The organism is Halomonas sp. (genome assembly GCF_052095765.1).
In the GTDB taxonomy this organism is placed as follows: Bacteria; Pseudomonadota; Gammaproteobacteria; order Pseudomonadales; family Halomonadaceae; genus Halomonas.
This window is the reverse complement of the sequence record NZ_JBQDJZ010000038.1, coordinates 1-24,202: the sequence shown is the minus strand read 5'-3', so window position 1 is coordinate 24,202 and position 24,202 is coordinate 1. Positions and strand designations below refer to the sequence as shown.

Genomic DNA, 24,202 nt, shown 5'->3' with positions numbered 1-24,202 from the left:
CAAGCAGCGCTGATGATGGATCGCCGCGATGGTCCATGCCGATTTTATCGACTTCGTCGAGCAGAAACAGAGGGTTCTTGACCCCGGCTTTGCTCATGCGCTGGATCATCTTACCCGGCAAAGAGCCGATATAGGTGCGCCGATGGCCGCGAATCTCGGACTCATCACGCACGCCACCCAGCGCCAGACGCACGTACTTGCGGTTGGTAGCACGGGCAATTGACTGCCCCAGCGAGGTCTTGCCAACGCCGGGCGGCCCCACCAGACACAGTACCGGCCCCTTGAGCTTCTTGACGCGCTTCTGCACCGCCAGGTACTCAAGTATGCGCTCTTTCACCTCTTCCAGGCCGTAGTGATCCTCATCCAGAACTTTCTGGGCATGCACCAGGTCATGGCGAATGCGGCTGCGTTTTTTCCACGGTACCGCCACCAACCAGTCCAAGTACGAGCGCACCACCGTGGCCTCGGCGGAGTTCGGTGACATCATTTTCAGCTTGCCCAATTCCTGGATGGCCTTGTCTTTGGCCTCCTTGGGCATGCCTACGTCTTCAATAGCTTTTTCGTACTTCTCAGCCTCGTTGGGCACGTTATCAAGCTCACCCATTTCCTTCTGGATAGCTTTCATCTGCTCATTGAGATAGTACTCTCGTTGAGATTTTTCCATCTGCTCCTTAACGCGCGCCCGGATGCGCTTCTCGACTTGGAGCAGATCTATTTCGGACTCAATAAGCGCCATCAGATGCTCGATGCGATCCCGCACCCGATCCATCTCCAGCAGCTCCTGCTTGTCGCTGATCTTGAGCGATAGGTGCGCACAGATAGTATCCACCAGCCGACTGGGATCTTCGATTCCCGACAGCGAGTTAAGCACTTCATTGGGCACTTTCTTGGACATCTTGACGTACTGCTCAAACTGATTGAGCAGTACGCGAACAAGCGCGTCCTGTTCGCGCTCACTGAGCGGCTCGCTTTCGCGAAGCACCACGTCAGCGCGGCTATAGTCATTTTCGGCATGGATAATATGCCGGATGTCGGCCCGCGATTCACCTTCAATCAGCACTTTGACGGTGCCATCGGGCAGCTTTAGCAACTGCATGATTTCGGCCACGGTGCCTATTGAAAACAGATCCTGGTTATCAGGCTCGTCCTCGCTGGCTTCACGCTGTGCTACCAGCAATACGCGCTTGTCGCCTTCCATTGCGGCATCAAGCGCCTGTATGGACTTTTCGCGGCCAACGAACAGCGGAATAACCATTTGCGGATATACGACCACATCCCGCAACGGTAAAAGGGGAAGACTCAGGGTCTTTTCATCATTCTGCTGCATCGCAGACCTACCTCGAGCAAATCGTTGGAGTTACCTAGGGTGTGGGGGCGACACGCCAACAATACAAGCTGGATATCTGCGCGGAACCAAAAAAGGGCCGCCGCAGCAGCCCTGTATCTTGTGGCGTGTCGATATCCTAATGTCGCTGCGCGTCAGGGATGACATTCAACCACTGGTGCCGTCACTGCGCGCGTCGTCTTCGTGTTCGTCACTGTCGCTGGAAGCGGTACTTTTCTTGGCACTTTTCTTGGTGCTCTTCCTGGCGCTCTGATTCTCGTTTGGCTGGCTATAGATCAGCAACGGCTCACTTTCACCGGCAATCACAGAGCTGTCAATGACGACCTTGCTGACGCCCTCCATGGAAGGAATCTCGTACATGGTATCAAGCAGAACGCTTTCCATGATCGAGCGTAGACCGCGCGCGCCGGTCTTGCGGGTCATGGCCTTGACGGCAACCGCACGCAGCGCATCATCACGGAACTCGAGCTCAACATCCTCCATATCAAACAGCCTCTGATACTGTTTGACCAATGAATTCCTGGGCTCGGTAAGAATCTGAACCAGCGCGTCTTCCGTCAGTTCAGCCAAGGTGGCGATAACCGGCAGGCGGCCGACAAACTCTGGGATAAGGCCAAACTTAACCAGGTCTTCAGGTTCCACCTCGGCCAATAACTCGCCCACACCTCGGGTCTCGTCCTTACTCTTAACCTCAGCACTGAAGCCGATACCACCCGTCTCGGAGCGGTCGCGAATTACTTTATCGAGTCCAGCAAAAGCGCCACCAACGATAAACAGCATGTTGTTGGTATTCACCTGCAGGAACTCCTGCTGCGGGTGCTTACGGCCGCCCTGGGGGGGAATCGATGCGGTTGTCCCTTCGATCAGCTTGAGCAAGGCCTGCTGGACACCCTCACCTGAGACGTCGCGAGTAATCGAGGGGTTGTCAGACTTACGCGAGATCTTGTCAATCTCGTCGATGTAGATGATGCCACGCTCGGCCTTTTCCACATCGTAGTCGCACTTCTGCAGCAGCTTCTGAACGATGTTCTCGACATCCTCACCCACATAACCAGCTTCGGTGAGGGTCGTGGCATCGGCAATGGTGAAGGGCACATTGAGCAGTCGCGCCAGCGTCTCGGCCAGCAGCGTTTTCCCACTGCCTGTCGGGCCGATCAGCAGGATGTTGGACTTGCCAAGTTCCACTTCGTCCTTGTCGACGTAACGCAAACGCTTGTAATGGTTATAGACAGCCACCGACAACACCATCTTGGCGCGGTCCTGACCTATCACATAGTCATCAAGTGTCTGGCGAATATCACGCGGAACAGGCAGGCGCTCCTCGTCGCTCTCGGCGTCGGCATCGAGAACTTCCTCGCGAATGATGTCGTTACACAAATCGACACATTCATCGCAAATATACACGGACGGACCGGCAATCAGCTTGCGGACTTCATTCTGGTTCTTGCCACAGAACGAGCAGTACAGCAGTTTGCCTTCGTCATCCTTGTCTTTGCCGTCAGCCATTTAGCGTACCTCTGTTAACAACGGCGGCCACAGGCCGCCGGTCTATACGTCGTAAATCATGATCAATTCACGCTATCAGGATGCGGGCCGCTTATCCAGCACAGCGTCGATCAGGCCATATTCTGTCGCCTGCTCGCCGTTCATGAAGTTGTCGCGGTCGGTATCCCGGGCGATAGTCTCAATCTTCTGGCCGGTATGTTGCGCCAAAATCTGGTTGAGACGATCACGAATACCCAGTATTTCTCGAGTATGGATCTCGATATCAGACGCCTGTCCCTGATAGCCCCCCAGCGGTTGATGAATCATCATCCGCGAGTTGGGCAGACAGTAGCGCTTCCCGGCAGCACCACCAGCCAGCAATAGTGCGCCCATGCTGGCTGCCTGACCGATACAGACGGTCGAGACATCCGGCTTGATGAACTGCATGGTGTCATAAATTGACATGCCTGCAGTAACTGCACCACCCGGCGAGTTGATGTACAGATGGATATCCTTGTCAGGATTTTCCGACTCCAGGTATAGCAGCTGGGCAACCAGCAGGTTAGCCGTGTAGTCCTCGACCGGGCCCACCAGAAAAATCACACGCTCCTTGAGCAGACGCGAGTAGATATCATACGACCTCTCGCCACGGGCACTCTGCTCAACTACCATCGGCACAAGGCCGCCAGCAGACTGAATATCAAACGCGTTGCTCATCGAGATAGTGTCCTTGCATCCAGTGACTGATAACAATGCCTGGCGCATCCAGACAGACGTCCGGGTGCGCCGCTCGCATCAGACTCAGGCGCTTTCGCCTTCAGCCTCGTCTTCCTCAGTATCGCCAGCCTGCTTCTGGGCAGCAGCCAGCGCTTCCTGGTAAGTCATGTTCACGTCTTTCACGCTGGCCTGACCCAGCAACACGTCAACGGCCTTTTCTTCAAGTACCGCGGACTTGACCTGAGTTTTCATCTCCTCGTTGGACAGATAATGCTCAACGACCTGCTCAGGCTCTTCGTACTGCTTGGCCAGATCCTGAACCTTAGCCTTGATCTCGTCATCGCTGGCGTCTAGCTCGTGAGCCTTGATGACCTCAGCAAGCAGCAAGCCAACCTGAACACGAGTTTTTGCCTGCTCAGCAAAGAGCTCATTGGGCAGCTGGCTGACGTCAAAGTCTTCGCCAAGCCCAAACTGCTGGGCTGCCTGACGCTTGAGACCATCAGTCTCCTGCTGAACCAGGGCCTGCGGCACAGGAATCTCGTTGGCTTTCTGCAGGGCGTCGAGCACCTGTTGCTTGACCCGGTTATCGACCGCCTGAGCCGCCTCACGACGCATGTTATCGCCGATCTCGCTGCGCAGCTTAGCCACATCACCGTCTTCAACGCCGAAGTTCTTGACGAACTCTTCGTCAACCTCAGGAAGTGACTGCCCTTTTACAGCATGGACCTTGACCTTGAAGGTCGCTTCCTGACCTGCCAGATTCTCGGCCTGATAGTCTTCCGGGAAGGTAACCTTGATCTCTTTATCGTCACCAGCACTAGCGCCGATCAGCTGCTCTTCAAAACCTGGAATAAAGCTGCCGGAGCCAATCACTAGGTCATGCCCTTCTGCACTTCCACCTTCAAAAGGCTCATCACCCAAGAAGCCTTGGAAGTCGATATTGAGCTGGTCGCCATCTTCAGCGGCGCGCTCGACCTCTTCCCAGCCGGCATTCTGCTTGCGTAGCGTTTCGACCATCTCGTCGACATCAGCATCGGTGATCTCGACTACTGGACGCTCCACCTCGGTACCCTCGATGGAAGCCAGCTCAACTTCCGGGTACACCTCGATAATAGCGACAAACTCAAGATCTTTACCGGTCTCGTTGACGCTGGCCTCAATCTGCGGATAACCCGCCGGATTCAGCTCCTGCTCGGTGATGGCACGCACGTAGTGCTCACGCATCGCCTCACCAACGACCTCGTTACGCACTTCTGAGCCGTAGCGCTTGGTGACTTCGGACATGGGCACCTTACCCTTGCGGAAGCCATCGATGCGAACATTCTTGGCGGCATCCTTGAGACGAGCGCTGACGGCTTCATCAATCTGGGCTGCCGGCACCTGAACTTTGACACGGCGTTCTATCTGGGAGGTCGTATCGACGGAAACTTGCATGAAATGTCCTCTACCGACGGGGGCGTGAATCAATTGACGTATGTATGAAGGAGGGGATTCTATGAATCCCGAGCGCCAGTGGCAAGCTCAGACCTGCACCAACGCGATAATAGATAGGGTTGGCTGACCAAAAAATCAAGGGATAACGCATCGGGCAACACATCATTTGTCATCTTACCCGCTGCAAACAGAGAAGCACACCTAAGCGCGTTATCAACCAAGTTGGCAACGTCAGACTCAGTAAGTAAACAAAGCTGGAAATGACAGGAAGATCAAGAAATGGGGTGGGTGATGGGGATCGAACCCACGACAACCGGAACCACAATCCGGGGCTCTACCACTGAGCTACACCCACCACAATAGAGAAAGTAGAGATACGAGCATGAGGAAGAATACAGTGTCATTAGCTGGGGTGGGTGATGGGGATCGAACCCACGACAACCGGAACCACAATCCGGGGCTCTACCACTGAGCTACACCCACCATTAAAAGCAGACATGCTGATTCTTTACACTCGATCCTGCTTGGCTTTTCTTCAGACCCGACTCAGCGAACCACACTGGACCCATGTAAGCTATGGCGCGCCCAGCAGGACTCGAACCTGCAACCTACGGCTTAGAAGGCCGTTGCTCTATCCGGTTGAGCTATGGGCGCGCATCAGGCCTAAGCCTTTCTACACCGCTTAACAAACACAGCCAAGAGGGTAAGCCCGTTCTTGCCATGTGCTTGTGGTCGGGGTGGAGGGATTCGAACCCCCGACATCCTGCTCCCAAAGCAGGCGCGCTACCAGACTGCGCTACACCCCGACGGCTTTTGCACAACACCAAAGCTTCTGAACAGAGCCTTGCCAAGCGATGCGTATTCTACGTATCTGATTTCATACGTCAAGCCCTATTTTCTTTGTCGCCTAATCCCGTCGCGTATCAGCCTTATTTCCCGTGACTCCCTGCACCTATACCAGACTGTTCGAAAACAGCGCCCCTTTGCCTTACGCGCACAGCGTGCGAAAATCATCAACCTTCAGGTGCTTTGCCGCGACATATCCTGCGTAGCTCAGCACCAGCAACGCCCACCAGAGGAAGTGTAATGACCGCCCAACTGATCGATGGCAAATCGATTGCTGCTCAGGTTCGCCAGCAAGTAAAACTTCAAGTGCAGGCTCGCCGCGACGCCGGCGGACAGACTCCTGGGCTGGCCGTTGTGCTGGTCGGTGACGATCCTGCTTCTGCTGTCTATGTGCGCCATAAGCAGAGTGCCTGCGAACAGGCCGGTATCCACTCGTTCATGCATCGCCTGCCAGCCGAGACAACCCAGCAGGCGCTCGAGTCGCTGGTCGACTCTCTTAACAGCAACCCGGAAGTTCACGGTATTCTGGTCCAGCTGCCGTTACCCGAACACCTGGACGAGCGCCCTATTCTGGAGCGAATTTCGCCTGTGAAAGATGTCGACGGCTTCCACCCTTACAACCTGGGACGCCTGGCACAGCGCCTTCCCCTACTGCGCCCCTGTACGCCGAAAGGCGTCATCACCCTGCTACAGCATACCGGGCTTAAGGTTCGCGGCCTCAACGCCACCGTGGTGGGTGCGTCCAACATTGTGGGCCGCCCCATGGCGCTGGAGCTGGTTCTGGCCGGATGCACCACCACAGTCTGCCATCGCTTCACCCATGATCTTGAAGAGCACGTGCGTCGCGCGGAGCTTCTTGTGGTTGCGGTGGGCAAGCCAGGCCTGGTCAAGGGGGAGTGGGTTCGCGACGGCGCCATCGTTATTGACGTGGGGATCAACCGCCAGCCTGACGGCAGCCTGGTTGGCGACGTAGAGTTTGAGCCAGCCGCCCAGCGCGCCAGCTACATCACGCCAGTACCCGGCGGCGTTGGCCCCATGACGGTAGCTTCCCTGCTGGAGAATACCCTGTGGGCTGCCGAGACTCAGGGCGCCAAGCAACACGCCTAACGGCTCCGCGACAAACTGGCCAAATGGCCAGTCTGCGCCCGGCTCAGCTATACTGCGGCCCCACCATGTTTCCACTGATTTCTTTCAACTAATATCTATCCAATAAATCCATGAGGTGTTGTCATGAACGACAAGATGAACGTCGAAAGCTTCAACCTGGACCACACCAAGGTAAAAGCGCCCTATATCCGTCTGGCCGATGTCAAGAAAGGCGAGCACGGTGACATCATCCACAAATACGACATGCGCATATGCCAGCCCAACAAGGACCACATGCAGATGCCAGCTCTACACTCGCTGGAGCACCTCATGGCCGAACTGTCGCGCAATCATACGGATAAAATCGTCGATATCAGTCCCATGGGCTGTCAGACCGGTTTCTATATCGCACTACTCAACCACGACGATTACGACGCAGTGCTTAGCCTTGTCCAGGACACCCTGAAAGACGTATTAGCAGCGACCGAGGTGCCTGCCTGTAACGAAATTCAGTGCGGTTGGGCGGCAAGCCATAGCCTGGACGGCGCCAAAGAGATTGCCCAGGGGTTTCTGAGCAAACGCGATGAATGGCATCTGGTTTTCGGTGACCAGACCTGATGATGAAACGCATCGGAATTATCGGCGCCATGCCCCAAGAGGTTGCATCCCTTGCCAGCATGCTTGAGAACAGCACAACCGAGGTTCACGCAGGCTCAACCTTTCATCAGGGATACCTGCACGGCGTAGAGGTGATGGTCCTGCAATCAGGCATTGGCAAGGTCAACGCCGCAGTGGGCGCAACGCTGATGCTGGAGAGATTCCAGCCTGACGCCATTATCAATACTGGGTCTGCCGGTGGCTTTGGTGAAGGGCTGGAAATTGGTGATATCGTTGTCTCTAGCGAAATACGTCATCACGACGTTGACGCCACCGCCTTCGGCTACGTCCACGGCCAGGTGCCGCAGATGCCGGAAGCTTTCCTGCCCGACGAGCGACTGGTAAGCACGGCGCGCGAATGCATCCAGGAACTCGGTGAAGTGCGTGTGGCAGAAGGCCTGATTGCTACGGGCGACGTGTTCATGGCCTGCCTCGAGCGCGTCGCCCAGACTAGGGCACTGTTCCCGGAGATGGTCGCCGCTGAAATGGAAGCCGCTGCCATCGCCCAGGTGTGCTATCTCTACGACTGTCCCTTTGTGGTAACTCGCGCGCTGTCAGACATCGCTGGCAGCGAAGACAACCACTTGTCTTTTGACACCTTTCTGGAAACAGCCGCTGAGCATTCAACCCGCATGGTCAGCGCCATGGTCAAACGGCTCGGTGCTGCCTGACGCGTTGCTGAAGACTCACACCGCCGCCGCTATGCGGCGGCTTCGTCTGGCGCCCAGTAAAGGTACGCTTTCTACTCTTTGACTGCCCACGCCATACGCTCGCCGGCGCGCAGCGGAATAATACGCTCATTTCCTGTATAGGGAAGATCCGCCGGCATAGTCCAGGGCTTACGCGCTAAGGTGATGGTATCGGCGTTGTACGGCAGGCCGTAAAAGTCCGGCCCAGCATGACTGGCAAAGTATTCCAGCCTGTCGATAGCATCGACGCTGTCAAACGCCTCGGCATAGAGCTCAATAGCTGCAGGCGCTGTGTAAGCACCAGCGCAGCCACAGGCGCTTTCCTTAGCACTTTGTGCATGGGGAGCGCTATCAGTACCTAGGAAAAACTTTGCTGAACCGCCTATTGCGGCCTCCAACAGCGCCTGACGATGGCTTTCACGCTTGAGAATTGGCAGGCAGTAATAGTGCGGCTTAATGCCTCCCACCAGCATATGATTACGGTTATAAAGCAGATGGTGAGCGGTAATGGTGGCCGCCACATTAGCCGGTGCACCGGCGACAAAGCGCGCGGCATCAGCTGTGGTGATATGCTCGAATACCACCTTGAGCCCAGGATGGCGCTCGAGCAATGGCTTGAGCACGCGCTCGATAAACACGGCCTCGCGATCAAAAATATCGATTTGCGCATCAGTAACCTCACCATGCACCAGCAGCGGCATTTCAAGCCTTGCCATGGTAGCGATGGCTTCATCACAAAGCATGATGTCCGTCACACCCGAGTCAGAGTTGGTGGTCGCACCAGCCGGATACAGCTTCACCGCCTTAATCAGCCCAGTGCTGTGTGCTTGTTCAATATCTACCGCCGTGGTGTGGTCGGTCAGGTACAACGTCATCAACGGCTCAAAGCTCACTGACGAGGGCAACGCGGCCAGAATTCGCTCACGATAGGCCAACGCCTGGGCAGCTTGGGTCACTGGCGGCGTGAGATTCGGCATAATGATCGCACGCCCCATCTGGCGCGCGCTGGCCTCAGCTACTGCTGCAAGGGCGTCATCGTCGCGCAAGTGGAGGTGCCAATCGTCCGGGCGGGTTAGGGTAATCGAGTTCACAGCGGGTCCTGTATCAGCGGTGGGGTCGCGGCCACAGTATACCCTATTGCGCCCGTATCCCGAGTTCACAGACGCTCGTCATGCACGGTTCATTTGCCGTATCATCGCTTGATTGATCATGCGTGAGGAAAACATGCCTAAAGTACGTCAATACGCCGACAGCGTAGCCAGCCTTGCTGGCCTGATGTGGCTGGTACTATATTGGTCGATTTGGTACTCGGTGTCATATGACCGTGTGGAACCAGCGTTGATCGCACTGCTGGTTGTCGCGGCCGCTACCCTGTTCAGCAGTGTCTATCGCCCTGTCCGCGTCATGCTGGGCAGATACCACGTCCGCAAGCGGCGCACTGAGATGTGGATGCATATCCTCGCCCTGCCTATCACCCTTGCCTTTCTGTTGGCCGTACTGGTCGACTATCTGCTGTTTCCGGTCGAGGGCGCCAACAAGATGCTGCTGTTCTGCGTGCTGGCCACTGCTGGCTGGCTGGTGTTCGTGGCAACCCTGCTGGTCAAGCTGACCGCACACGCTTTTTCTTCTTCGAGGTCTTCTTCAAGCTCTTCTTCGACGTCATCCTCAAAACCCTGATGACTCCTGATAGCCCCGCTTATATCACTCCTGGAGTAGCTAGCGGACTCAGACCCGGTCGCGCATGAGCCTGAATCCGCCGGCTCTCAGAAACGATCGATACGGAACGGCTGCATATCCACTTCCGGCGCTTCGCCATCCATCATCTGTCCAAGCAGGCGCCCGGTGGCTGGCCCAAGTGTAAAGCCCTGGTGGCCATGCCCAAAAGCGCACCATAGTCCCTTGTGATTGATGGCTGGGCCGATGACCGGCTTCATGTCAGGAATACAGGGGCGGGCGCCCTTCCAGGCCTCCACATCCAGTGGCTCGGCCAGCGGATACAAGGTGCGCGCCTTGGCTTCTGCAGCGGCCAACTGGCGCAGATGCGGTGGAGCCTCCTGCTGCTCAAGCTCTGCCCCCGTGGTCAGACGAATCCCTGATTTCATGGGCGCCAGCAGAAATCCTGACTCGGCATCCATGATCCAATGATTGAGCTGAGCACCCTGCTGGCTGCCGTAATGCATGTGGTAGCCGCGCTTAGCAAACAGCGGCACCGAATAACCCAGCGGTTCCAGCCAGCGCTTGGACCAGGGCCCCATGGCCAGCACCACATCATCGGCATGCAGCTCACCGTGGTCGGTAGTCACCTTCCAACCCCCACCCTCTTGGTCAAGCGCCAAGATGTCTGCCTGCATGACCTTGCCGCCTTCTTTTTCGAAGGCCTGAGCGTAAGCCAGCACCAGATCACCAGGGCTTTCTACCGTCCAGGAGTTCTGCCAGTGGATAGCTCCTACCAGCGCAGGATCAAGGTGCGGTTCCTTCTCAGACAGCGCCTTGGCGTCAAGCACCGAGAATTCCACCCCGTAACGATCGCGGAGTATCTCTGCTTTCTTGACGCGCTCAGCCAGTTTCTTTTCCGTGCGATAAAGCTCAAGCCAGCCATCACGACGTACCAGTGACTCGGCATCGGCAGCCTCGATCATCGGCCCATGCGCATCCAACGACATCTGGATCAGCGTGGCCCACTCTTCAACAATCTTCTGATAACGACTACCGCCTGAGTTATGCCAATACTTGAGTAGCGGCACTGCGGCCTTGAACATGCCTTTGACGCGATATCGGATATCAATCTCGCGATTTGGCAAAACACGCAACATGGTGCGCAGATCCTGCGGGAAGGCATAGGGCTCAACCGCTTCGCGCTGGATGATCCCGGCATTGCCAAACGAGGTTTCACGCCCTGGCTCCCTGCGGTCTATCAGCGTTACCGAGTGCCCCCGGCGAGCTAGATGCCAGGCCGCTGAAACGCCAACCATACCAGCGCCAAGAACGATGATCTCTCGGGCCATCCTGCACCTCCAAAATGTGGGTATAAATATATCGTCCGGAATGGTCCTGCCGTGTTACCGAGCGTCAGAACACTCGCTCAGTAACAGACAGCCAACATGACATACTGCTATCTTGTACTCGGATATCATAGCGATAACCATCTCGCTCATCGAGCTGTATTCGCATCCTCAGACAGCAGAATTTTCCTGTATTTACACCTCAATACAGCATGATTTTACGGAGCCTGCATGCCGCTTTTCAATGATCACCTGACCTCTTCCGGCCCCAGCAACCCCTTTCCTGGCGTTCGCGTGCTTGAGCGCCGGCTGGGGCATGAGATACCGCATCAGCTGGGATCCAATGAAGGCCTGGATATGCCACACAGCGCCCTGCGCCGCCACTTTGGTGACGACATGGCCAAGCACGTCTACTCCTACGGTGACAGCGAGGCACTTGGCATCCGACAGCGGCTGGTCAATCAGCACGGATTTGCACTCGATGAGCTGCTAGTCGATGCGGGCTGCGACAGCCTGCTGGCCTTGGTACTTCGTGCGACATGCCGCTCAGGCGACTGCGTGGTTGCCACTGCGGGCACCTACCCCACATTTGCCTATTTCGCACGCGGCCAGGGCTGCCAGCTGATTGAAACCCGCTACGATCAGACAAGCCCCTCGCTCACACATCCTGAACGTACGGGGCTAGCTCCCGACCTGGCCGCGCTGGCCGACAGCGCAAGTCGACAGGGTGCCCGGCTGGTGTATCTAGCCAACCCCGATAACCCCAGCGGCCACCTGCACAGCGACGCTGACATCACCCAGCTGCGCGCTGCGCTACCTGATGACTGCTGGTTGCTGCTTGACGAGGCCTACAATGACTTCCGGCTGGATGCCGAGCGTCCGGGAGCAAATCAGGCCATGGCCGGCGTGATCCGCTGTCGCACCCTATCCAAGGCGCATGGACTGGCCGGGCTACGGGTCGGCTATGCCATTGCTGAACCCGAGGTGCTGGCTGTGTTGATGAAAGTACGTATCCACTACGCGGTTTCGACACTGTCCCAGGCGGCGGCTGAGGTGGTGCTCGACCATCCTGAGGAGACCCGCGACCACATCACGGCCGTGCAGCACCGCCGTGATACCCTCATCGCCCAGCTGGAAAGCCTCGGTGCCGATGTGCTCCCAAGTGCCACCAATTTTGTTGCCCTGCGCCTGCCCAGCGTCGAACTTGCCGATCGCGTTCACCGCGACATGCTCAGCGCCGGACGACTGATCGCCAGAGCCGCACACCCTGACCTGGGGCGCCTGCTGCGCATCACCGCTCTTGAAGACGCACTGTCACCGGGAATGCTAGAGCCGCTTGAACGCGTGCTGTAATTGCTCTGCTGCGACTGAAACACACAATGGGCCAACCCACTGATGATCTGCCACATGACGCAGCCCTGTGTTAGCCTTTGCCACTGTCATCGGCCAGCTACGCCCCTGGAGTACCGGCTTGAAACTGCTCAATCTGTCATTTGACGGTAAAGCTCACTGTTACCTGCTGGCGCATTGCCGGGAGCTAACCCCCCCACTCCAGCTGAGTGCTACCAGTACAACCGAAGTTTTTGAATCGGTCGCCAGCAGCCGCTTCTTCCTGTCACCCGACGACACAGTTCTCGCTAAGGTAGTCCCCGACAAGTTCGACAGGACAACACAACCATTAAAGTGGCTGGGACGTGACTATCTGGAAAAGCGTGGGCTGTTCCAGTTCGACGCGCGCAAGGAATACCGCTGTGGCCGCATCCTGCAACACATGGGATTGGCAACGCCGCGATATTACGGCTGGGGTATTTCACTGAATCCATTCAACCGCAACGCCTCGCTGCTATTGATGGAGCACATCCGCGATGCGCGCCCCGGCGGCGCGGTATTTGAAACGCTGGACCAGCAGCAACGCCTGGCGCTTCTTGACACCCTGTGCCAAGACATTGCGCATATCGCCCGCCACGGCTATGCACTTCGCGACCTGCACTACAACAACCTGCTGATAACGAACGACGACAAGCTGATCTGGATCGACACTCATTTACGCCGCTTGCCGCAGCCTCATGATGAGCGCTGGGCCGCGATCAAACGCTCGCTGAACGCTTCAAAGTTAGGCGGCGATACCTATCAGCAGTACGCATTACACCAGCTGCGCGTGCTGCTTGACACGCAGCCTGATCGCTTAAACTAAGCGGTGTCGGTATCGCCACCGGTCCATCCTCATCGACCATCAGTGGGCTTCGAATATCCAGCTGGTACCTTCTCGGGAATCCTTGAGCACAATACCAAGGGCAGCCAACTCGTCGCGGATGGCGTCAGCCCCGGCGAAATCCCTTGCTTTCTTTGCCGCGTCACGCTCAGCAATTTTTGCCTGAATCTCTTCTTCCGTGAGTGGTAGCCCAGAGGCCTCTGCCTTGAAAAACGCCTCTGGCGGCTGCTGAAGCAGCCCCAGCACACCGGCCAGCCTTTTCAGCTCAGCCGCCAATGCCGGTGCAGCGCCAGGCGACTCCTTCTTGGCGCGATTGAGCTCGCGAACCAAATCAAACAGCACCGAAAGCGCACCTGGCGTATTGAAGTCGTCAGCCATGGCAGCATGGAAGCGCTCAGCGTAGTTTGACGCCTCAGCAGCAGCACCGACTTGTTCAACCTCCGACAGATCAACCCCATCCAGCGCGCTGTAGAAGCGCTCTAGCGACTTGCGTGCACCCACCAGCGACTCCGCAGCGTAGTTGATGGCGCTGCGATAGTGGCTGGCAACCAATAGGTAACGCACCACCTCCGGCGCGTGATGCTCCAGCACTTCGCGGATGGTGAAAAAGTTGCCCAACGACTTGGACATTTTTTCCTGATCCACCCGCACTGCGCCGGCATGCATCCAGGTGTTCACAAACGGCTTGCTGTTGGCTGCCTCGCTCTGGGCGATCTCGTTTTCGTGGTGTGGAAAGGTCAGATCCGGGCCACCGCCATGAATATCAAAGGTCTCGCCCAGGCAGCACTTGGACATGGCTGAGCATTCGATATGCCAGCCGGGACGACCTTCACCCCAAGGTGACGGCCAGCTGGCCTCTCCGGGTTTCGCGGCCTTCCAAAGCACAAAATCCAGGGGGTCTTCCTTGTGCTCACCGACCTCGATACGAGCGCCGGCACGCATCTCGTCCACATCGCGATTGTTGAGCTTGCCGTACTCTTCGAACTTGCGCACCCGGTAATAGACATCACCATTATCCGCCGCGTAGGCAAAGCCCTTGGCAATCAACGTTTCGATCATGGCAATAATCTCTGCCACATGATGGGTGGCGCGCGGCTCCTGATCCGGAGGCAACACACCCAGGCGCGCCTCATCTTCATGCATCGCTTCGATCATGCGGCCCGTCAGAGCGCCGATGGATTCGCCATTTTCTTCAGCGCGCTTGAGAATCTTATCGTCGATGTCAGTGATGTTGCGCACATAGGTCACTTCATACCCGCGTTCACGCAGGTAACGGGTAATAACATCGAAAGCCACCATCACCCGAGCATGGCCCAGGTGGCAGTAGTCATACACCGTCATGCCGCAGACATACATGCGTACCTTGCCAGGCTCCAGCGGCACGAAAGGCGCTTTGCGCCGCGTCATGGTGTTATAGATCTGCATGCTCATCCTTCTCAACCCTTCTTCTTGATCTTTGCCCAGCTGTCGCGCAGCCCCACGGTGCGGTTAAATACCAGCTTGCCGTCGGTACAGGCGTGACGGTCAGCACAGAAATACCCCAGGCGCTCGAACTGGTAACGGCTTTCAGGCTGGGCGCCAGCCAGACTGGGCTCGGCCATGCCCTGCACAACCACCAGCGACTCAGGGTTCAAATGATCAAAGAAGTCGGCGTCTTTATCGCGGTCCGGCTGCTCCACAGTGAACAGATTGTCATAGAGACGCACCTCGACTGGCAGCGCATGGCTGGCGCTGACCCAGTGAATCACACCTTTGACTTTGCGGCCTTCCGGGTTCTTGCCCAAGGTGTCGAAATCCACTGAGCAGTGCAGCTCGGTAATCTCACCGTTATCGTCCTTGATGAAGTCGTCACAGCGGATTACATAGGAGTTGCGCAGGCGTACTTCCTTACCCGGTGTCAGGCGGAAGAATTTCTTTGGCGCGTCTTCCATGAAGTCGTCACGGTCGATATACAGCTCGCGACCAAACGGAATCTGCCGCACACCCATGTCTTCACGCGCGGGGTGGCCAGGCACCTCATAAACTTCCTGGTGGTCCTCTGCGACGTTGGTCAGCACGATCTTCACGGGGTTAAGCACGCACATGGCACGCGGCGCGTTATCTTCGAGGTCGGCACGGATAGCATGGGTCAGCATGGCAATATCCACCACGCCACTGTCGGCCCGGGTCACGCCGATCATGTCGCAGAACTTGCGGATGGCCGCTGGCGTATAACCGCGACGGCGCAGGCCCGAGATGGTCGGCATGCGCGGGTCATCCCAACCATCGACGATGTTTTCATCAACCAGCAGCTTGAGCTTGCGCTTGGAGGTCAGAGTATACCCTAGCTTGAGCCGCGCAAATTCGATCTGACGCGGCCTGGCCGGTACCGGCAGGTTATCCAGAAACCACTCATAGAGTGGTCGGTGATCCTCAAACTCCAGCGTACAGATCGAGTGTGTGATGCCCTCAATGGCATCCGACTGGCCGTGGGTGAAGTCGTAGGACGGGTAGATCTTCCAGGTAGTGCCGGTCTGATGGTGCTCGGCATGACGCACCCGGTACAGAATCGGGTCGCGCAGGTTGATATTGGGCGAGGCCATGTCGATCTTGGCTCGCAGCACCTTCTTGCCCTCCTCTATCTTACCGGCACGCATCTGCTCGAGGAGCTCAAGGTTCTCCTCAGCACAACGCTCGCGATACGGGCTGTGTCGGCCGGGTTCGGTCAGGGTGCCGCGGTACTCACGAATCTCGTCGGGCGAAAGATCATCCACATAAGCCTTGCCTTCACGGATCAGGTGCTGCGCCCAAGCATACAACTGTTCGAAATAGTCTGAGGCATAACGCACTTCACCGGTCCATTGAAAACCGAGCCAGTTGACGTCTTCCTTGATCGAGTCGACATATTGCTGCTCCTCTTTGGCCGGATTGGTGTCGTCGAAACGCAGATGACAATCACCGCCAAACTGTTCAGCAAGCCCGAAGTTCAAACAGATTGACTTGGCATGGCCAACGTGAAGAAAGCCGTTAGGCTCTGGCGGAAAGCGTGTCACGATCTTGCCCTGACGGCCCGCCTCAAGCTCTTCGTTGATCTGGTTGCGAATAAAATTTGGTGCGCTGGTGGTCTCGCTGGTCATGTTGATTAGGCAACCTCTGATTGAACGCAGGCCAGTCGAGCGCAGCCGCCGTATTTCACCATGATGTTACACGACGGGTTCGCGCATCGACGCAAAGCGGCTATTATAGCGCCTCGACACCCAGCGATGCCACGTCGCGCCAACAGCGCTTCCGATCAACAAGCCGGGCGTGGTCTACCATCTCAAACAGGAAGACATCATGATCGTTCTAGAAACCAACTTTGGCGACATCACTATTGAGTTGAATCACGACAAGGCGCCCAAGACTGCCGCTAACTTCGAACAGTATGTGCGTGACGGCTTCTACGACGGCACCCTGTTTCACCGCGTCATCGACGGCTTTATGGTGCAGGGCGGTGGGTTTGACGAAAAATTCGAGCAGAAGCCAACCCGCGACCCCGTTGAGAACGAGGCCGACAACGGCCTGACCAACACCATCGGTACCCTGGCCATGGCACGTACCCAAGACCCGCATTCGGCCACTGCCCAGTTCTTCATCAACGTCGGCGATAACGACTTCCTCAACCATCGCGGTAAGAACCTACAGGGCTGGGGCTACACCGTGTTTGGCGAAGTTGTTGACGGCATGGACGTGGTCAATCGCATCAAAGGCGTAGAAACAACCCGCCGCGGCATGCACGCTGATGTTCCGGCTGACGACGTCATCATCAAGCGCGCTTACTTCAAGTAACCCCACTGACTGCTGCAGACTTTACCAGCACAAGGGTATGCAGGTTACTGGGCCTGCTGCCCTTGATATCTGCTGGGAAGGCTTGCGGATACACTGCTTAACCTCAAAGAACAACGGCTATCGATGTCCACCCTGCTTATCTCTGACCTGCACCTCCACCCTGGGGCACCAGCCATCACTGAAGGCTTTCTCGACTGGCTTGAGCAGTCTGCCGCTGACGCCCAGGCCATTTATATCCTCGGCGACTTCTTCGAGGCCTGGATTGGCGATGACGTGATGGCGTTGGGCGACGCCGACCCCACCGGCAACGCAGCGCTGGCCTTGCGTATCGCTCGGGCACTCAAGGTTTGCGCCGACGACGGCACAGCCATCTACCTGATGCACGGCAACCGCGACTTCCTGCTGGGTGAGGACTTTGCACGTCAGGCCGGCGCAACACTGCTTGAAGACCCCAGCGTGGTCGAATGGGGAAACCAGCGGATACTGCTGATGCATGGCGACAGCCTGTGCACTCGGGACGAAGCCTACATGGCGTTTCGCGCCCAGGCTCGTGACCCTCAATGGCAGGAACAGATACTCGCCATGCCAATTCCTGAGCGTCTGGCACTAGCTCGCCAGCTGCGCGAAAAATCCGGTGAAGCCAATACCAATAAGGCTGAGGACATCATGGATGTGACACCTCAGGCGGTGATTGATGCCATGGCAGCCCACAATGTGACCACACTGATTCACGGCCATACCCATCGGCCCGCGGTACATGAGATGGAAGTGAACGGCCAGCCTGCCAGGCGCCTGGTGCTAGGCGACTGGCAGCCGGACAAAGGCTGGGAAATTGAGGTCGGTCAGGGTCAGGCGCCAGTACTGCGCGAGTTTCCCCTGAAGTAGCGGTTTTCCGTGGCGTCAGCTGAGATCGCGCATCAGCAGTGCGTACTCGATACGCTCCGGCGTAATCGGCTCGCCCGGAACAGGAATACGCACCACATGGCCCGATCCTGGAGCAGCGCCCGTCGACTCGCCGTGCTTGTTCTCGATGTGCTCAAGAGTGAAACGACGATTACCGCCGGGCAGCATCAGCTCCATGCCATCACCTACCTCGAAGCGGTTTTTGACCTCGATGGTCATGACGCCCTGCTGCGAGTCGTAGTCGATCACTTCACCCACAAATTGCTGGTGGACACCCACCGAGTTGCCCTGCTCATAGTTCTGATACTCGTCATGCACATGGCGACGATAGAACCCCTCGGTGTAGCCGCGGTTGGCTAGGTTATCCAGTTCGTCCATCAGGCGCATATCAAACGGCCGACCGGCCACCGCATCGTCAATGGCTCGCCGATACACCTGGGCCGTGCGTGCCACGTAATAGGCTGACTTGGTGCGCCCTTCGATTTTCAGCGAACTGACACCCATCTCGGTCAGCTGCGGCACGTGCTGCACGGCGCGCAGATCCTTGGAATTCATGATGTAGGTACCGTGCTCATCCTCGAACACCGGCATCAGCTCGCCGGGACGCGTACGGTCCTCAATCAGCGCTGAGAGCTCGTCCTGCCCCTCAACACCGCCCGCGGTAGCACTGCTCTCATACTCGGCGCTACCGCCACCGGAGGCAATCAAGCTGCCCGAGCGCCCCTGGTCAGGTGTCCACACACCACTGGCCGCATGGGCGCGGGCCGAGTTGGCCGGTACCAGATCACCCGTCTCATCCTGGGCGGCTGCCACAGTGTTGTACTTCCAGCGGCAGGCGTTGGTGCAGGTGCCCTGGTTAGGGTCACGGTGATTGAAATAGCCCGACAACAGGCAGCGGCCGGAATAAGCAATACAGAGCGCGCCATGGACAAAGGTTTCGATCTCAAGGTCCGGGCACTCTGCACGGATCTCGCCAATCTCGCGCAGCGACAACTCGCGGGACAGAATGATGCGGCTGATGCCCTGTTTCTGCCAGAAACGCGCGGCCGCATAGTTGACCACATTGGACTGCACCGACAAGTGGATCTCCTGCTCCGGCCAGCGCTCACGTACCATCATGATCAGGCCCGGGTCAGACATGATCAGCGCATCAGGGCCAGCCTCGATGACCGGCTCCATGTCACGTAGATACGTCTTGAGCTTGCTGTTATGCGGGGCGATGTTAGAGGCCACGTAAAACTGCTTGCCACGCTCATGGGCATAGGCTATCCCACGATGCAGGTTATCGATCTTGAAGTCGTTGTTGCGTACGCGCAGCGAATAGCGCGGCTGGCCGGCATAGACTGCATCGGCGCCATAGGCAAAGGCGTAACGCATGTTCTTGAAGGTGCCCGCAGGCGAGAGAAGCTCAGGAGCTTTCATTGGAAGTTCACCGTTGTCAGGACGATGGCGCAACCGGTTGTGACGCCGTTTTTGAAAGACGGGTTAAACAACACAAGTCAGCGCGAAAAAGAAAGGCGCGAGATTCTACCAACTGGCAGAGATTCTGGCCACACGGTGTGCATTTGGCTAAGCTGGCAGCGCCTTACTTTCTGCCTTGTAGTGCGACTTATTTATGTCTTCTTTAATTTCCGGTGCGTTCATTTCCGAAACGTTCACTTCAGGCACGTCAGCTGTGCTCCCTGCTCATGCCAGTATCGAGCCAGCACCCAGCGACACATGCCGAGCCGGCTGTGGGGCCTGCTGCATTGCTCCGTCGATCAGCTCATCGATTCCCGGTATGCCCCATGGCAAGCCTGCTGGCGAGCGCTGTATCCAGCTGGATGATGCCAACCTGTGCCGACTATTTGGCGACCCGCGTCGTCCGTTGGTCTGTGAGCGCTTCCAGTTCGATAACGCACTGTGTGGCAGTGACCGCCGAGAAGCACTGGAGCGCATTAGTGCACTTGAAATCGCCACCTGATAATTTTCTGGCGGCCGTCCTTTTAACAACCACCTTACCCGCTCTCGGTCACACCGCCGAGTCGGTCTGCAAACCTGCGGTGCGCGGCTCAATCCGGTCAAGCAGGGTGCGCCAGCGAACCAGGATTGGTGCGTCGCTGTAGCTGACTTCCCCAAGCAGGCGACGGAAATCGTCGCGGACCCGGTTGTCCTTGGGATCTAGCAGCGTCAACCAAGCCTCCAGCGCACACAGCTGCTGATGCAGATTGCCATCATCACTCGCCTGCTCCAGCGCCAGCTTGATCAGGCGGCGCACCTCAGCTGCAGGATACCCGAGCCGCTGGCGCACCCGAGCCAGCTGGATAGCCAGTTCTGGAACAAACAGCGGCAAGCATTGGCGGGCAATCACTAGGCAGCGATCCAGATAGGTCTCGGCACGCGGCAGCTCTCCCAACGCCAACAGCGCATCGATCCGCGTTAGGATCGGATACTGATACTGGTCACGCCCGGTGGCCTCAGCCAACTCCTGCTGGGCGGCATCCATGCGCTCCAGACCCGCGGGGTCGCCTGCTAGCGCTGCTTGCCAGCCCAGCATGGTACGCGCCGCAATCTGCCACAGTTGCAAGTCCGGCGAATTCGCTAGCTGATAGGCACGCTCAACGCGCTGCATGGCAAGCTGCACATGGCCTAGCTGACGGTACTGGGCAGCGGCATATAACAACGCCATGGCCAAACTGCCCGGATGATTGATTTCCTCGGCCAGGCGGATCGCTGCTTCGATCTGAACGCTTGCCCGACGGTAATCACCGCGCAGACACAGCGCCCAGGCCTGATAGCACGCCGCCGTCACCTGCGGGTGCTCGGAGTATGACAGCGAGTTGATCATCATCGGCGAGTTGATCGGGTCAAGTTCATCCAGCCGCTGGCCGGCCTTGACGATCCGGCCAGACCAGTAGTCACAGCTGGCTCGCGCAAAGTCGGCCAGCCGGGTATAGCGCTCATCACTGAGCTGGCCAGCCAGGTCTGAAAGACGCTCAGCCAACTGGTAAGCATCTCCATGGGCATTACGCTGGCTGCAGCCGACCCACAGCCCCCATTTGACCAGAAATGCCTGCTCGCAATGCCCGATATCCAACGGCGTCTCGCCGCACTCTCCCTTCAGCAGCTCACGTGCATGCACAAAGCTCTCGTGAGCGGTCGGTGAGCCATGCCCTTCAAGGGCAAAGGCCGCCTGGCCGCGCACATTGTGCAGGCTAATTTCTCGCTCCGCCTGGCCTTCCACATGGCGAAGGCTGGCAAGACCAGCTTCTGCCATACGCAGCGCCGTGCGATTGGCGCTGACCTTCATGGCCTCTCGGGCGGTCAATTCAAAGTAGCGGGCACCACGGGCATATTGTCCGCTGCGCCGCAGATGGCTGGCAAACTCACCGGGACGCCGGCTGATCCACACCGGAAAACGCTGCTCAATCAGTTCGACAAATTGGGTGTGCAGCGCAATCCGCATGTCCTTCGGGCATGAAAGGTACGCCGCCTCATGAAGCAACTGATGCGTGAACTGGTACTCACGCACCACGCGCCCCTTGTCGGCCGGTTCGATAATCTCCAAGCGCACCATGTGCTCCAGCGCGGCAGTTAGTTCAGCGCCACTGACACCGCTGCATTCCGCCAGAAAATCCAGCCGGAAGCAGCGTCCCAGTACCGCAGCCACCTGGGCGACATACCGATTGTGCTCCAGCTGGTCAATGCGACTACCGAGTAGCCCCAGCATGTCTTTGGGTAAGTCTTCCAGGCTGACACTGCGCCCTTCCCGACCATCAATATCAATGCGCCGGCAGATTTCCTGGTGGTAGAGCGGCACACCATCGCAGCGCTCGATGATCTGCTGCTTGAGGAGTGGGCTGAGACTGAACTGATAATGGCTCGCCAGATGGTCGAGCAGCCGCAAGGACTGCTTCTCGTCAAGGCGCTGCAAGGTGACTTGCTGATCCCAGTCCATGCGTACCGGTAACGCCTCACGCCCATGGTGGCTGGCCAGCAGAAGAAAAGGACTATTAATCGCCAGGCGGGCCTGCAGCCCCGTCAACACCTTGAAAGACGGCTCGTCCAGCCACTGCAGGTCGTCAATCATCAGCACCAGGGTCCGTTCTGCCGTGATGCGCGCAACCAGCCGATACAAAAACTCGACAACCGCCGCCAGCGCCTCGCTGCTCAGGCTGACAGCCGAGGGCTCTTCAGTTTCACGAATCCCCAACGCCTCATGCAGCAGGCGATGCGCAGCAGCATCATTGCCATCGGCCACACCGCCCTCACCAGCTTGTTCAGCCTCGCCACCTTGCCACTCCATGAGTTCAGCAACCGACGGTGCACAAATGGGACCACCCAGATGCCAGCGCAGCATCTTGCGCACTACCGCGTAAGGTTCAAGACTCGACAACCGCGTAGTGGGTTGCCAACAGATGGCGGTTTGCTGACTCTGCTCAAGCTGCCGGAAGCCAACCAGCAACGCCGACTTTCCAATCCCCGATGGACCGCGCACCAGCACACTCTGGCGCAGGCCGATACTGGCCCGAGCATGAGCATCTCTCAAGGTTTTGAGTGCAGCTTCACGGCCAATCAGGCTGGGCTTGGCTACTTCGCTGCCGATCAAGTCCGATGTCAGTACCAGTGCCTGCAGGCGGATACGCCCGTCATTACTCACCTGGCGTGACGACAGCCGGGGCTGCAGGTCGAGCCCCGGCGGCATATGCTCACTGGCTTGCCGGGATATCACCAGCTCGCAGCCTTCCGCTGCATTCATCAAGGCCAGGGATTCCTGCATCACCTGACCCAGTGGGTCGACCATATTGCGTTCCGGCAAATACATCACCCGGCCGCTGTTGAGGCCGGCAGCAAAGCTGAGGCGAGGCGGGTCACTGTCCTGGTCCCAGTGACGCAGGCATTCACTCGCTAGATGCGTCCGACAGTGCTCGTATAGGGCTACCAACTCGGCCAACTGATGAGCCGGCCCATCGGTACCAAAACAAGCAAGGCCGACCCCGCCCGTTGCCCCTGGCAACCAGAAGCCACCCAGATGCTGGCACTGCTCCTCAAGCCAACACATAAGCTCGGATTGGAGCAACAACACCGCACGCGCCACCGCGCGTGTCGACAGGTCAACATCCAGTGACAGGCGAATGGCCATCACTGACAACTGGCGCTGCTCGATCTCAGTCTCACTCAGCGGCGTACTGCCGGTAGTCAGAATGCGACAGAAGCCCATGCCACCTGCTTGACTGGCATCGGGGGCGACCTGCGACCAGTAATGCGCCAGCTGCAGGAAAGAAGGTGGCGGCTGCTGGCCTGACAAAGCAAGCAGCTGAAGATAGTTGCTGTGCTGTTCGTGGGCCGCGGCCAGTTGCCCACTGTCAGCCAGTTGGCGCACCAGGCGCTCATGAAAGGGCCCATAACCTGAAAAGCGGCTGACCAGAGACATCAGCAGACTGTCAGCCAATGGCATACCGGCTTCGGCATCCAGCACCTGTTCAGCAAAACGGATCACCCGATGGCGCCACTCATTACGCACCTGTACCAACCAGCGCTGGTACTCATTACAGGCAGTCAGCTGCAACTCCTCTACCAGATCGCCGCGGTAGCAGTTCAGCACCGCATCAAGGGCCTCTGGGCTCGGCTGCTCTTGCAACAATTTCTGAAGGCCATGCAGATCAAAAGACCAGTCTGCCGGCATCACAAAGCCAATTGACTGACGGGATACCGTCAGCAACTGGTCAGCATGCTCACCCAGCGACTGGCGCAGGGAGTGCAGGGCATGGCGAAGATTGGTGCGCCCGGCAGACATGCCCTGACCTGGCCACAGCAACTCTGCCAGGATGGCTCGGCTCACTGGCTGCTCATGTAGCAGCAGGTATACCAGCAGGGCTTTGACCTTGTCATAGCTGAAGTGGGTGAGCTGATTGCCATCCAGTCTCAGCGAGAAATTGCCCAGCAGCGCGAGGCGGCCTTCATCCTGATTCGGCATCTTGTCGGAGTCATTTGGCATCGTGATATCATCCCTGCAGCCAGTGGGCGGCTTCAGACCGGC

The 24,202-nt window shown here is 57.7% G+C and carries 18 protein-coding genes, 4 tRNA genes and 1 pseudogene; 9 read left to right on the top strand and 14 right to left on the bottom strand.

Going from position 1 to position 24,202, the window contains the following annotated elements:
• The 8 genes and pseudogenes from ACTH3D_RS06845 to ACTH3D_RS06810 all read right to left on the bottom strand — a co-directional run.
• On the bottom strand, window positions 1–1,327 hold a 1,327-nt coding region (locus ACTH3D_RS06845; protein ID WP_441666315.1), incomplete at its 3' end, for an LON peptidase substrate-binding domain-containing protein.
• Window positions 1,328–1,585: 258 nt separating this feature from the next.
• Window positions 1,586–2,851: pseudogene (gene clpX / locus ACTH3D_RS06840) on the bottom strand (ATP-dependent Clp protease ATP-binding subunit ClpX); the annotation flags it as partial.
• A gap of 75 nt (window positions 2,852–2,926) precedes the next feature.
• The gene (gene clpP, locus ACTH3D_RS06835) at window positions 2,927–3,547 is read right to left on the bottom strand and encodes an ATP-dependent Clp endopeptidase proteolytic subunit ClpP (RefSeq protein WP_441666314.1); all 621 of its coding nucleotides are present in this window, start codon (window positions 3,545–3,547) and stop codon (window positions 2,927–2,929) included.
• Window positions 3,548–3,631: 84 nt separating this feature from the next.
• The gene (gene tig, locus ACTH3D_RS06830; protein WP_441666313.1) at window positions 3,632–4,981 is read right to left on the bottom strand and encodes a trigger factor; all 1,350 of its coding nucleotides are present in this window, start codon (window positions 4,979–4,981) and stop codon (window positions 3,632–3,634) included.
• 280 nt (window positions 4,982–5,261) lie between these two features.
• Window positions 5,262–5,336: transfer RNA gene (locus ACTH3D_RS06825), tRNA-His, on the bottom strand.
• 53 nt (window positions 5,337–5,389) lie between these two features.
• A tRNA-His gene (locus ACTH3D_RS06820) sits at window positions 5,390–5,464 on the bottom strand.
• 94 nt (window positions 5,465–5,558) lie between these two features.
• Window positions 5,559–5,635 (bottom strand) — tRNA-Arg (locus ACTH3D_RS06815).
• A 75-nt stretch (window positions 5,636–5,710) separates the two neighbouring features.
• Window positions 5,711–5,787, bottom strand: a tRNA-Pro gene (locus ACTH3D_RS06810).
• A 280-nt stretch (window positions 5,788–6,067) separates the two neighbouring features.
• Here ACTH3D_RS06810 and folD point away from each other — a divergent pair.
• From folD to mtnN, 3 genes are all read left to right on the top strand, one after another.
• The gene (gene folD, locus ACTH3D_RS06805) at window positions 6,068–6,934 is read left to right on the top strand and encodes a bifunctional methylenetetrahydrofolate dehydrogenase/methenyltetrahydrofolate cyclohydrolase FolD (RefSeq protein WP_441666312.1); all 867 of its coding nucleotides are present in this window, start codon (window positions 6,068–6,070) and stop codon (window positions 6,932–6,934) included.
• Between the two features lie 123 nt (window positions 6,935–7,057).
• Window positions 7,058–7,531, top strand: coding sequence for an S-ribosylhomocysteine lyase (locus ACTH3D_RS06800; protein WP_441666311.1), 474 nt, complete (start codon window positions 7,058–7,060; stop codon window positions 7,529–7,531).
• Between the two features lie 2 nt (window positions 7,532–7,533).
• A complete protein-coding gene (gene mtnN, locus ACTH3D_RS06795; RefSeq protein ID WP_441666317.1) occupies window positions 7,534–8,241 on the top strand; it encodes a 5'-methylthioadenosine/S-adenosylhomocysteine nucleosidase in 708 nt (235 codons plus the stop codon).
• A 71-nt stretch (window positions 8,242–8,312) separates the two neighbouring features.
• Here the strand turns inward: mtnN and pyrC are convergent, their stop codons facing one another.
• Complete coding sequence (pyrC, locus tag ACTH3D_RS06790) at window positions 8,313–9,350, bottom strand: dihydroorotase (protein ID WP_441666310.1); 1,038 nt, start codon at window positions 9,348–9,350, stop codon at window positions 8,313–8,315.
• Window positions 9,351–9,483: 133 nt separating this feature from the next.
• Here pyrC and ACTH3D_RS06785 point away from each other — a divergent pair, with 133 nt between their 5' ends.
• The gene (locus ACTH3D_RS06785; RefSeq protein WP_441666309.1) at window positions 9,484–9,936 is read left to right on the top strand and encodes a hypothetical protein; all 453 of its coding nucleotides are present in this window, start codon (window positions 9,484–9,486) and stop codon (window positions 9,934–9,936) included.
• An 86-nt stretch (window positions 9,937–10,022) separates the two neighbouring features.
• On the opposite strand, the gene ACTH3D_RS06780 is transcribed toward ACTH3D_RS06785, so the two are convergent.
• Entirely contained in the window at window positions 10,023–11,264 is a 1,242-nt protein-coding gene (locus ACTH3D_RS06780; protein WP_441666308.1) for an NAD(P)/FAD-dependent oxidoreductase, read from the bottom strand.
• 228 nt (window positions 11,265–11,492) lie between these two features.
• Between ACTH3D_RS06780 and ACTH3D_RS06775 the strand changes: the two genes are divergently transcribed.
• Together ACTH3D_RS06775 and ACTH3D_RS06770 are read left to right on the top strand one after the other, a co-directional pair.
• Complete coding sequence (locus tag ACTH3D_RS06775; protein WP_441666307.1) at window positions 11,493–12,614, top strand: pyridoxal phosphate-dependent aminotransferase; 1,122 nt, start codon at window positions 11,493–11,495, stop codon at window positions 12,612–12,614.
• Window positions 12,615–12,732: 118 nt separating this feature from the next.
• The gene (locus ACTH3D_RS06770; RefSeq protein WP_441666306.1) at window positions 12,733–13,455 is read left to right on the top strand and encodes a hypothetical protein; all 723 of its coding nucleotides are present in this window, start codon (window positions 12,733–12,735) and stop codon (window positions 13,453–13,455) included.
• Window positions 13,456–13,494: 39 nt separating this feature from the next.
• Here the strand turns inward: ACTH3D_RS06770 and cysS are convergent, their stop codons facing one another.
• Both cysS and ACTH3D_RS06760 read right to left on the bottom strand, forming a co-directional pair.
• Window positions 13,495–14,898: a cysteine--tRNA ligase gene (cysS, locus tag ACTH3D_RS06765; protein WP_441666316.1), complete on the bottom strand. Its 1,404-nt coding sequence runs from the start codon at window positions 14,896–14,898 to the stop codon at window positions 13,495–13,497.
• 11 nt (window positions 14,899–14,909) lie between these two features.
• The gene (locus tag ACTH3D_RS06760) at window positions 14,910–16,589 is read right to left on the bottom strand and encodes a glutamine--tRNA ligase/YqeY domain fusion protein (protein ID WP_441666305.1); all 1,680 of its coding nucleotides are present in this window, start codon (window positions 16,587–16,589) and stop codon (window positions 14,910–14,912) included.
• 199 nt (window positions 16,590–16,788) lie between these two features.
• Between ACTH3D_RS06760 and ACTH3D_RS06755 the strand changes: the two genes are divergently transcribed.
• Both ACTH3D_RS06755 and ACTH3D_RS06750 read left to right on the top strand, forming a co-directional pair.
• The gene (locus ACTH3D_RS06755; protein WP_441666304.1) at window positions 16,789–17,280 is read left to right on the top strand and encodes a peptidylprolyl isomerase; all 492 of its coding nucleotides are present in this window, start codon (window positions 16,789–16,791) and stop codon (window positions 17,278–17,280) included.
• Between the two features lie 123 nt (window positions 17,281–17,403).
• Complete coding sequence (locus ACTH3D_RS06750; protein ID WP_441666303.1) at window positions 17,404–18,165, top strand: UDP-2,3-diacylglucosamine diphosphatase; 762 nt, start codon at window positions 17,404–17,406, stop codon at window positions 18,163–18,165.
• Window positions 18,166–18,180: 15 nt separating this feature from the next.
• Here the strand turns inward: ACTH3D_RS06750 and trhP are convergent, their stop codons facing one another.
• Window positions 18,181–19,605 (bottom strand): prephenate-dependent tRNA uridine(34) hydroxylase TrhP, encoded by a 1,425-nt coding sequence (gene trhP / locus ACTH3D_RS06745; protein ID WP_441666302.1) that lies wholly within the window; start codon window positions 19,603–19,605, stop codon window positions 18,181–18,183.
• A 253-nt stretch (window positions 19,606–19,858) separates the two neighbouring features.
• Here trhP and ACTH3D_RS06740 point away from each other — a divergent pair, with 253 nt between their 5' ends.
• The gene (locus tag ACTH3D_RS06740; protein ID WP_441666301.1) at window positions 19,859–20,146 is read left to right on the top strand and encodes a YkgJ family cysteine cluster protein; all 288 of its coding nucleotides are present in this window, start codon (window positions 19,859–19,861) and stop codon (window positions 20,144–20,146) included.
• 48 nt (window positions 20,147–20,194) lie between these two features.
• Here the strand turns inward: ACTH3D_RS06740 and ACTH3D_RS06735 are convergent, their stop codons facing one another.
• Complete coding sequence (locus ACTH3D_RS06735; protein ID WP_441666300.1) at window positions 20,195–24,160, bottom strand: AAA family ATPase; 3,966 nt, start codon at window positions 24,158–24,160, stop codon at window positions 20,195–20,197.
• Window positions 24,161–24,202: the final 42 nt, after the last annotated feature.

Excerpts from the sequence above, each read along its gene's own strand:
- trhP (WP_441666302.1), bottom strand. The coding sequence starts at position 19,605 with ATGAAAGCTCCTGAGCTTCTCTCGCCTGCGGGCACCTTCAAGAACATG.
- ACTH3D_RS06780 (WP_441666308.1), bottom strand. The coding sequence starts at position 11,264 with ATGGCCCGAGAGATCATCGTTCTTGGCGCTGGTATGGTTGGCGTTTCA.
- ACTH3D_RS06750 (WP_441666303.1), top strand. The coding sequence starts at position 17,404 with ATGTCCACCCTGCTTATCTCTGACCTGCACCTCCACCCTGGGGCACCA.
- ACTH3D_RS06755 (WP_441666304.1), top strand. The coding sequence starts at position 16,789 with ATGATCGTTCTAGAAACCAACTTTGGCGACATCACTATTGAGTTGAAT.
- ACTH3D_RS06760 (WP_441666305.1), bottom strand. The coding sequence starts at position 16,589 with ATGACCAGCGAGACCACCAGCGCACCAAATTTTATTCGCAACCAGATC.
- ACTH3D_RS06735 (WP_441666300.1), bottom strand. The coding sequence starts at position 24,160 with ATGCCAAATGACTCCGACAAGATGCCGAATCAGGATGAAGGCCGCCTC.
- ACTH3D_RS06800 (WP_441666311.1), top strand. The coding sequence starts at position 7,058 with ATGAACGACAAGATGAACGTCGAAAGCTTCAACCTGGACCACACCAAG.
- ACTH3D_RS06785 (WP_441666309.1), top strand. The coding sequence starts at position 9,484 with ATGCCTAAAGTACGTCAATACGCCGACAGCGTAGCCAGCCTTGCTGGC.
- cysS (WP_441666316.1), bottom strand. The coding sequence starts at position 14,898 with ATGCAGATCTATAACACCATGACGCGGCGCAAAGCGCCTTTCGTGCCG.
- folD (WP_441666312.1), top strand. The coding sequence starts at position 6,068 with ATGACCGCCCAACTGATCGATGGCAAATCGATTGCTGCTCAGGTTCGC.
- clpP (WP_441666314.1), bottom strand. The coding sequence starts at position 3,547 with ATGAGCAACGCGTTTGATATTCAGTCTGCTGGCGGCCTTGTGCCGATG.
- mtnN (WP_441666317.1), top strand. The coding sequence starts at position 7,534 with ATGAAACGCATCGGAATTATCGGCGCCATGCCCCAAGAGGTTGCATCC.
- tig (WP_441666313.1), bottom strand. The coding sequence starts at position 4,981 with ATGCAAGTTTCCGTCGATACGACCTCCCAGATAGAACGCCGTGTCAAA.
- ACTH3D_RS06775 (WP_441666307.1), top strand. The coding sequence starts at position 11,493 with ATGCCGCTTTTCAATGATCACCTGACCTCTTCCGGCCCCAGCAACCCC.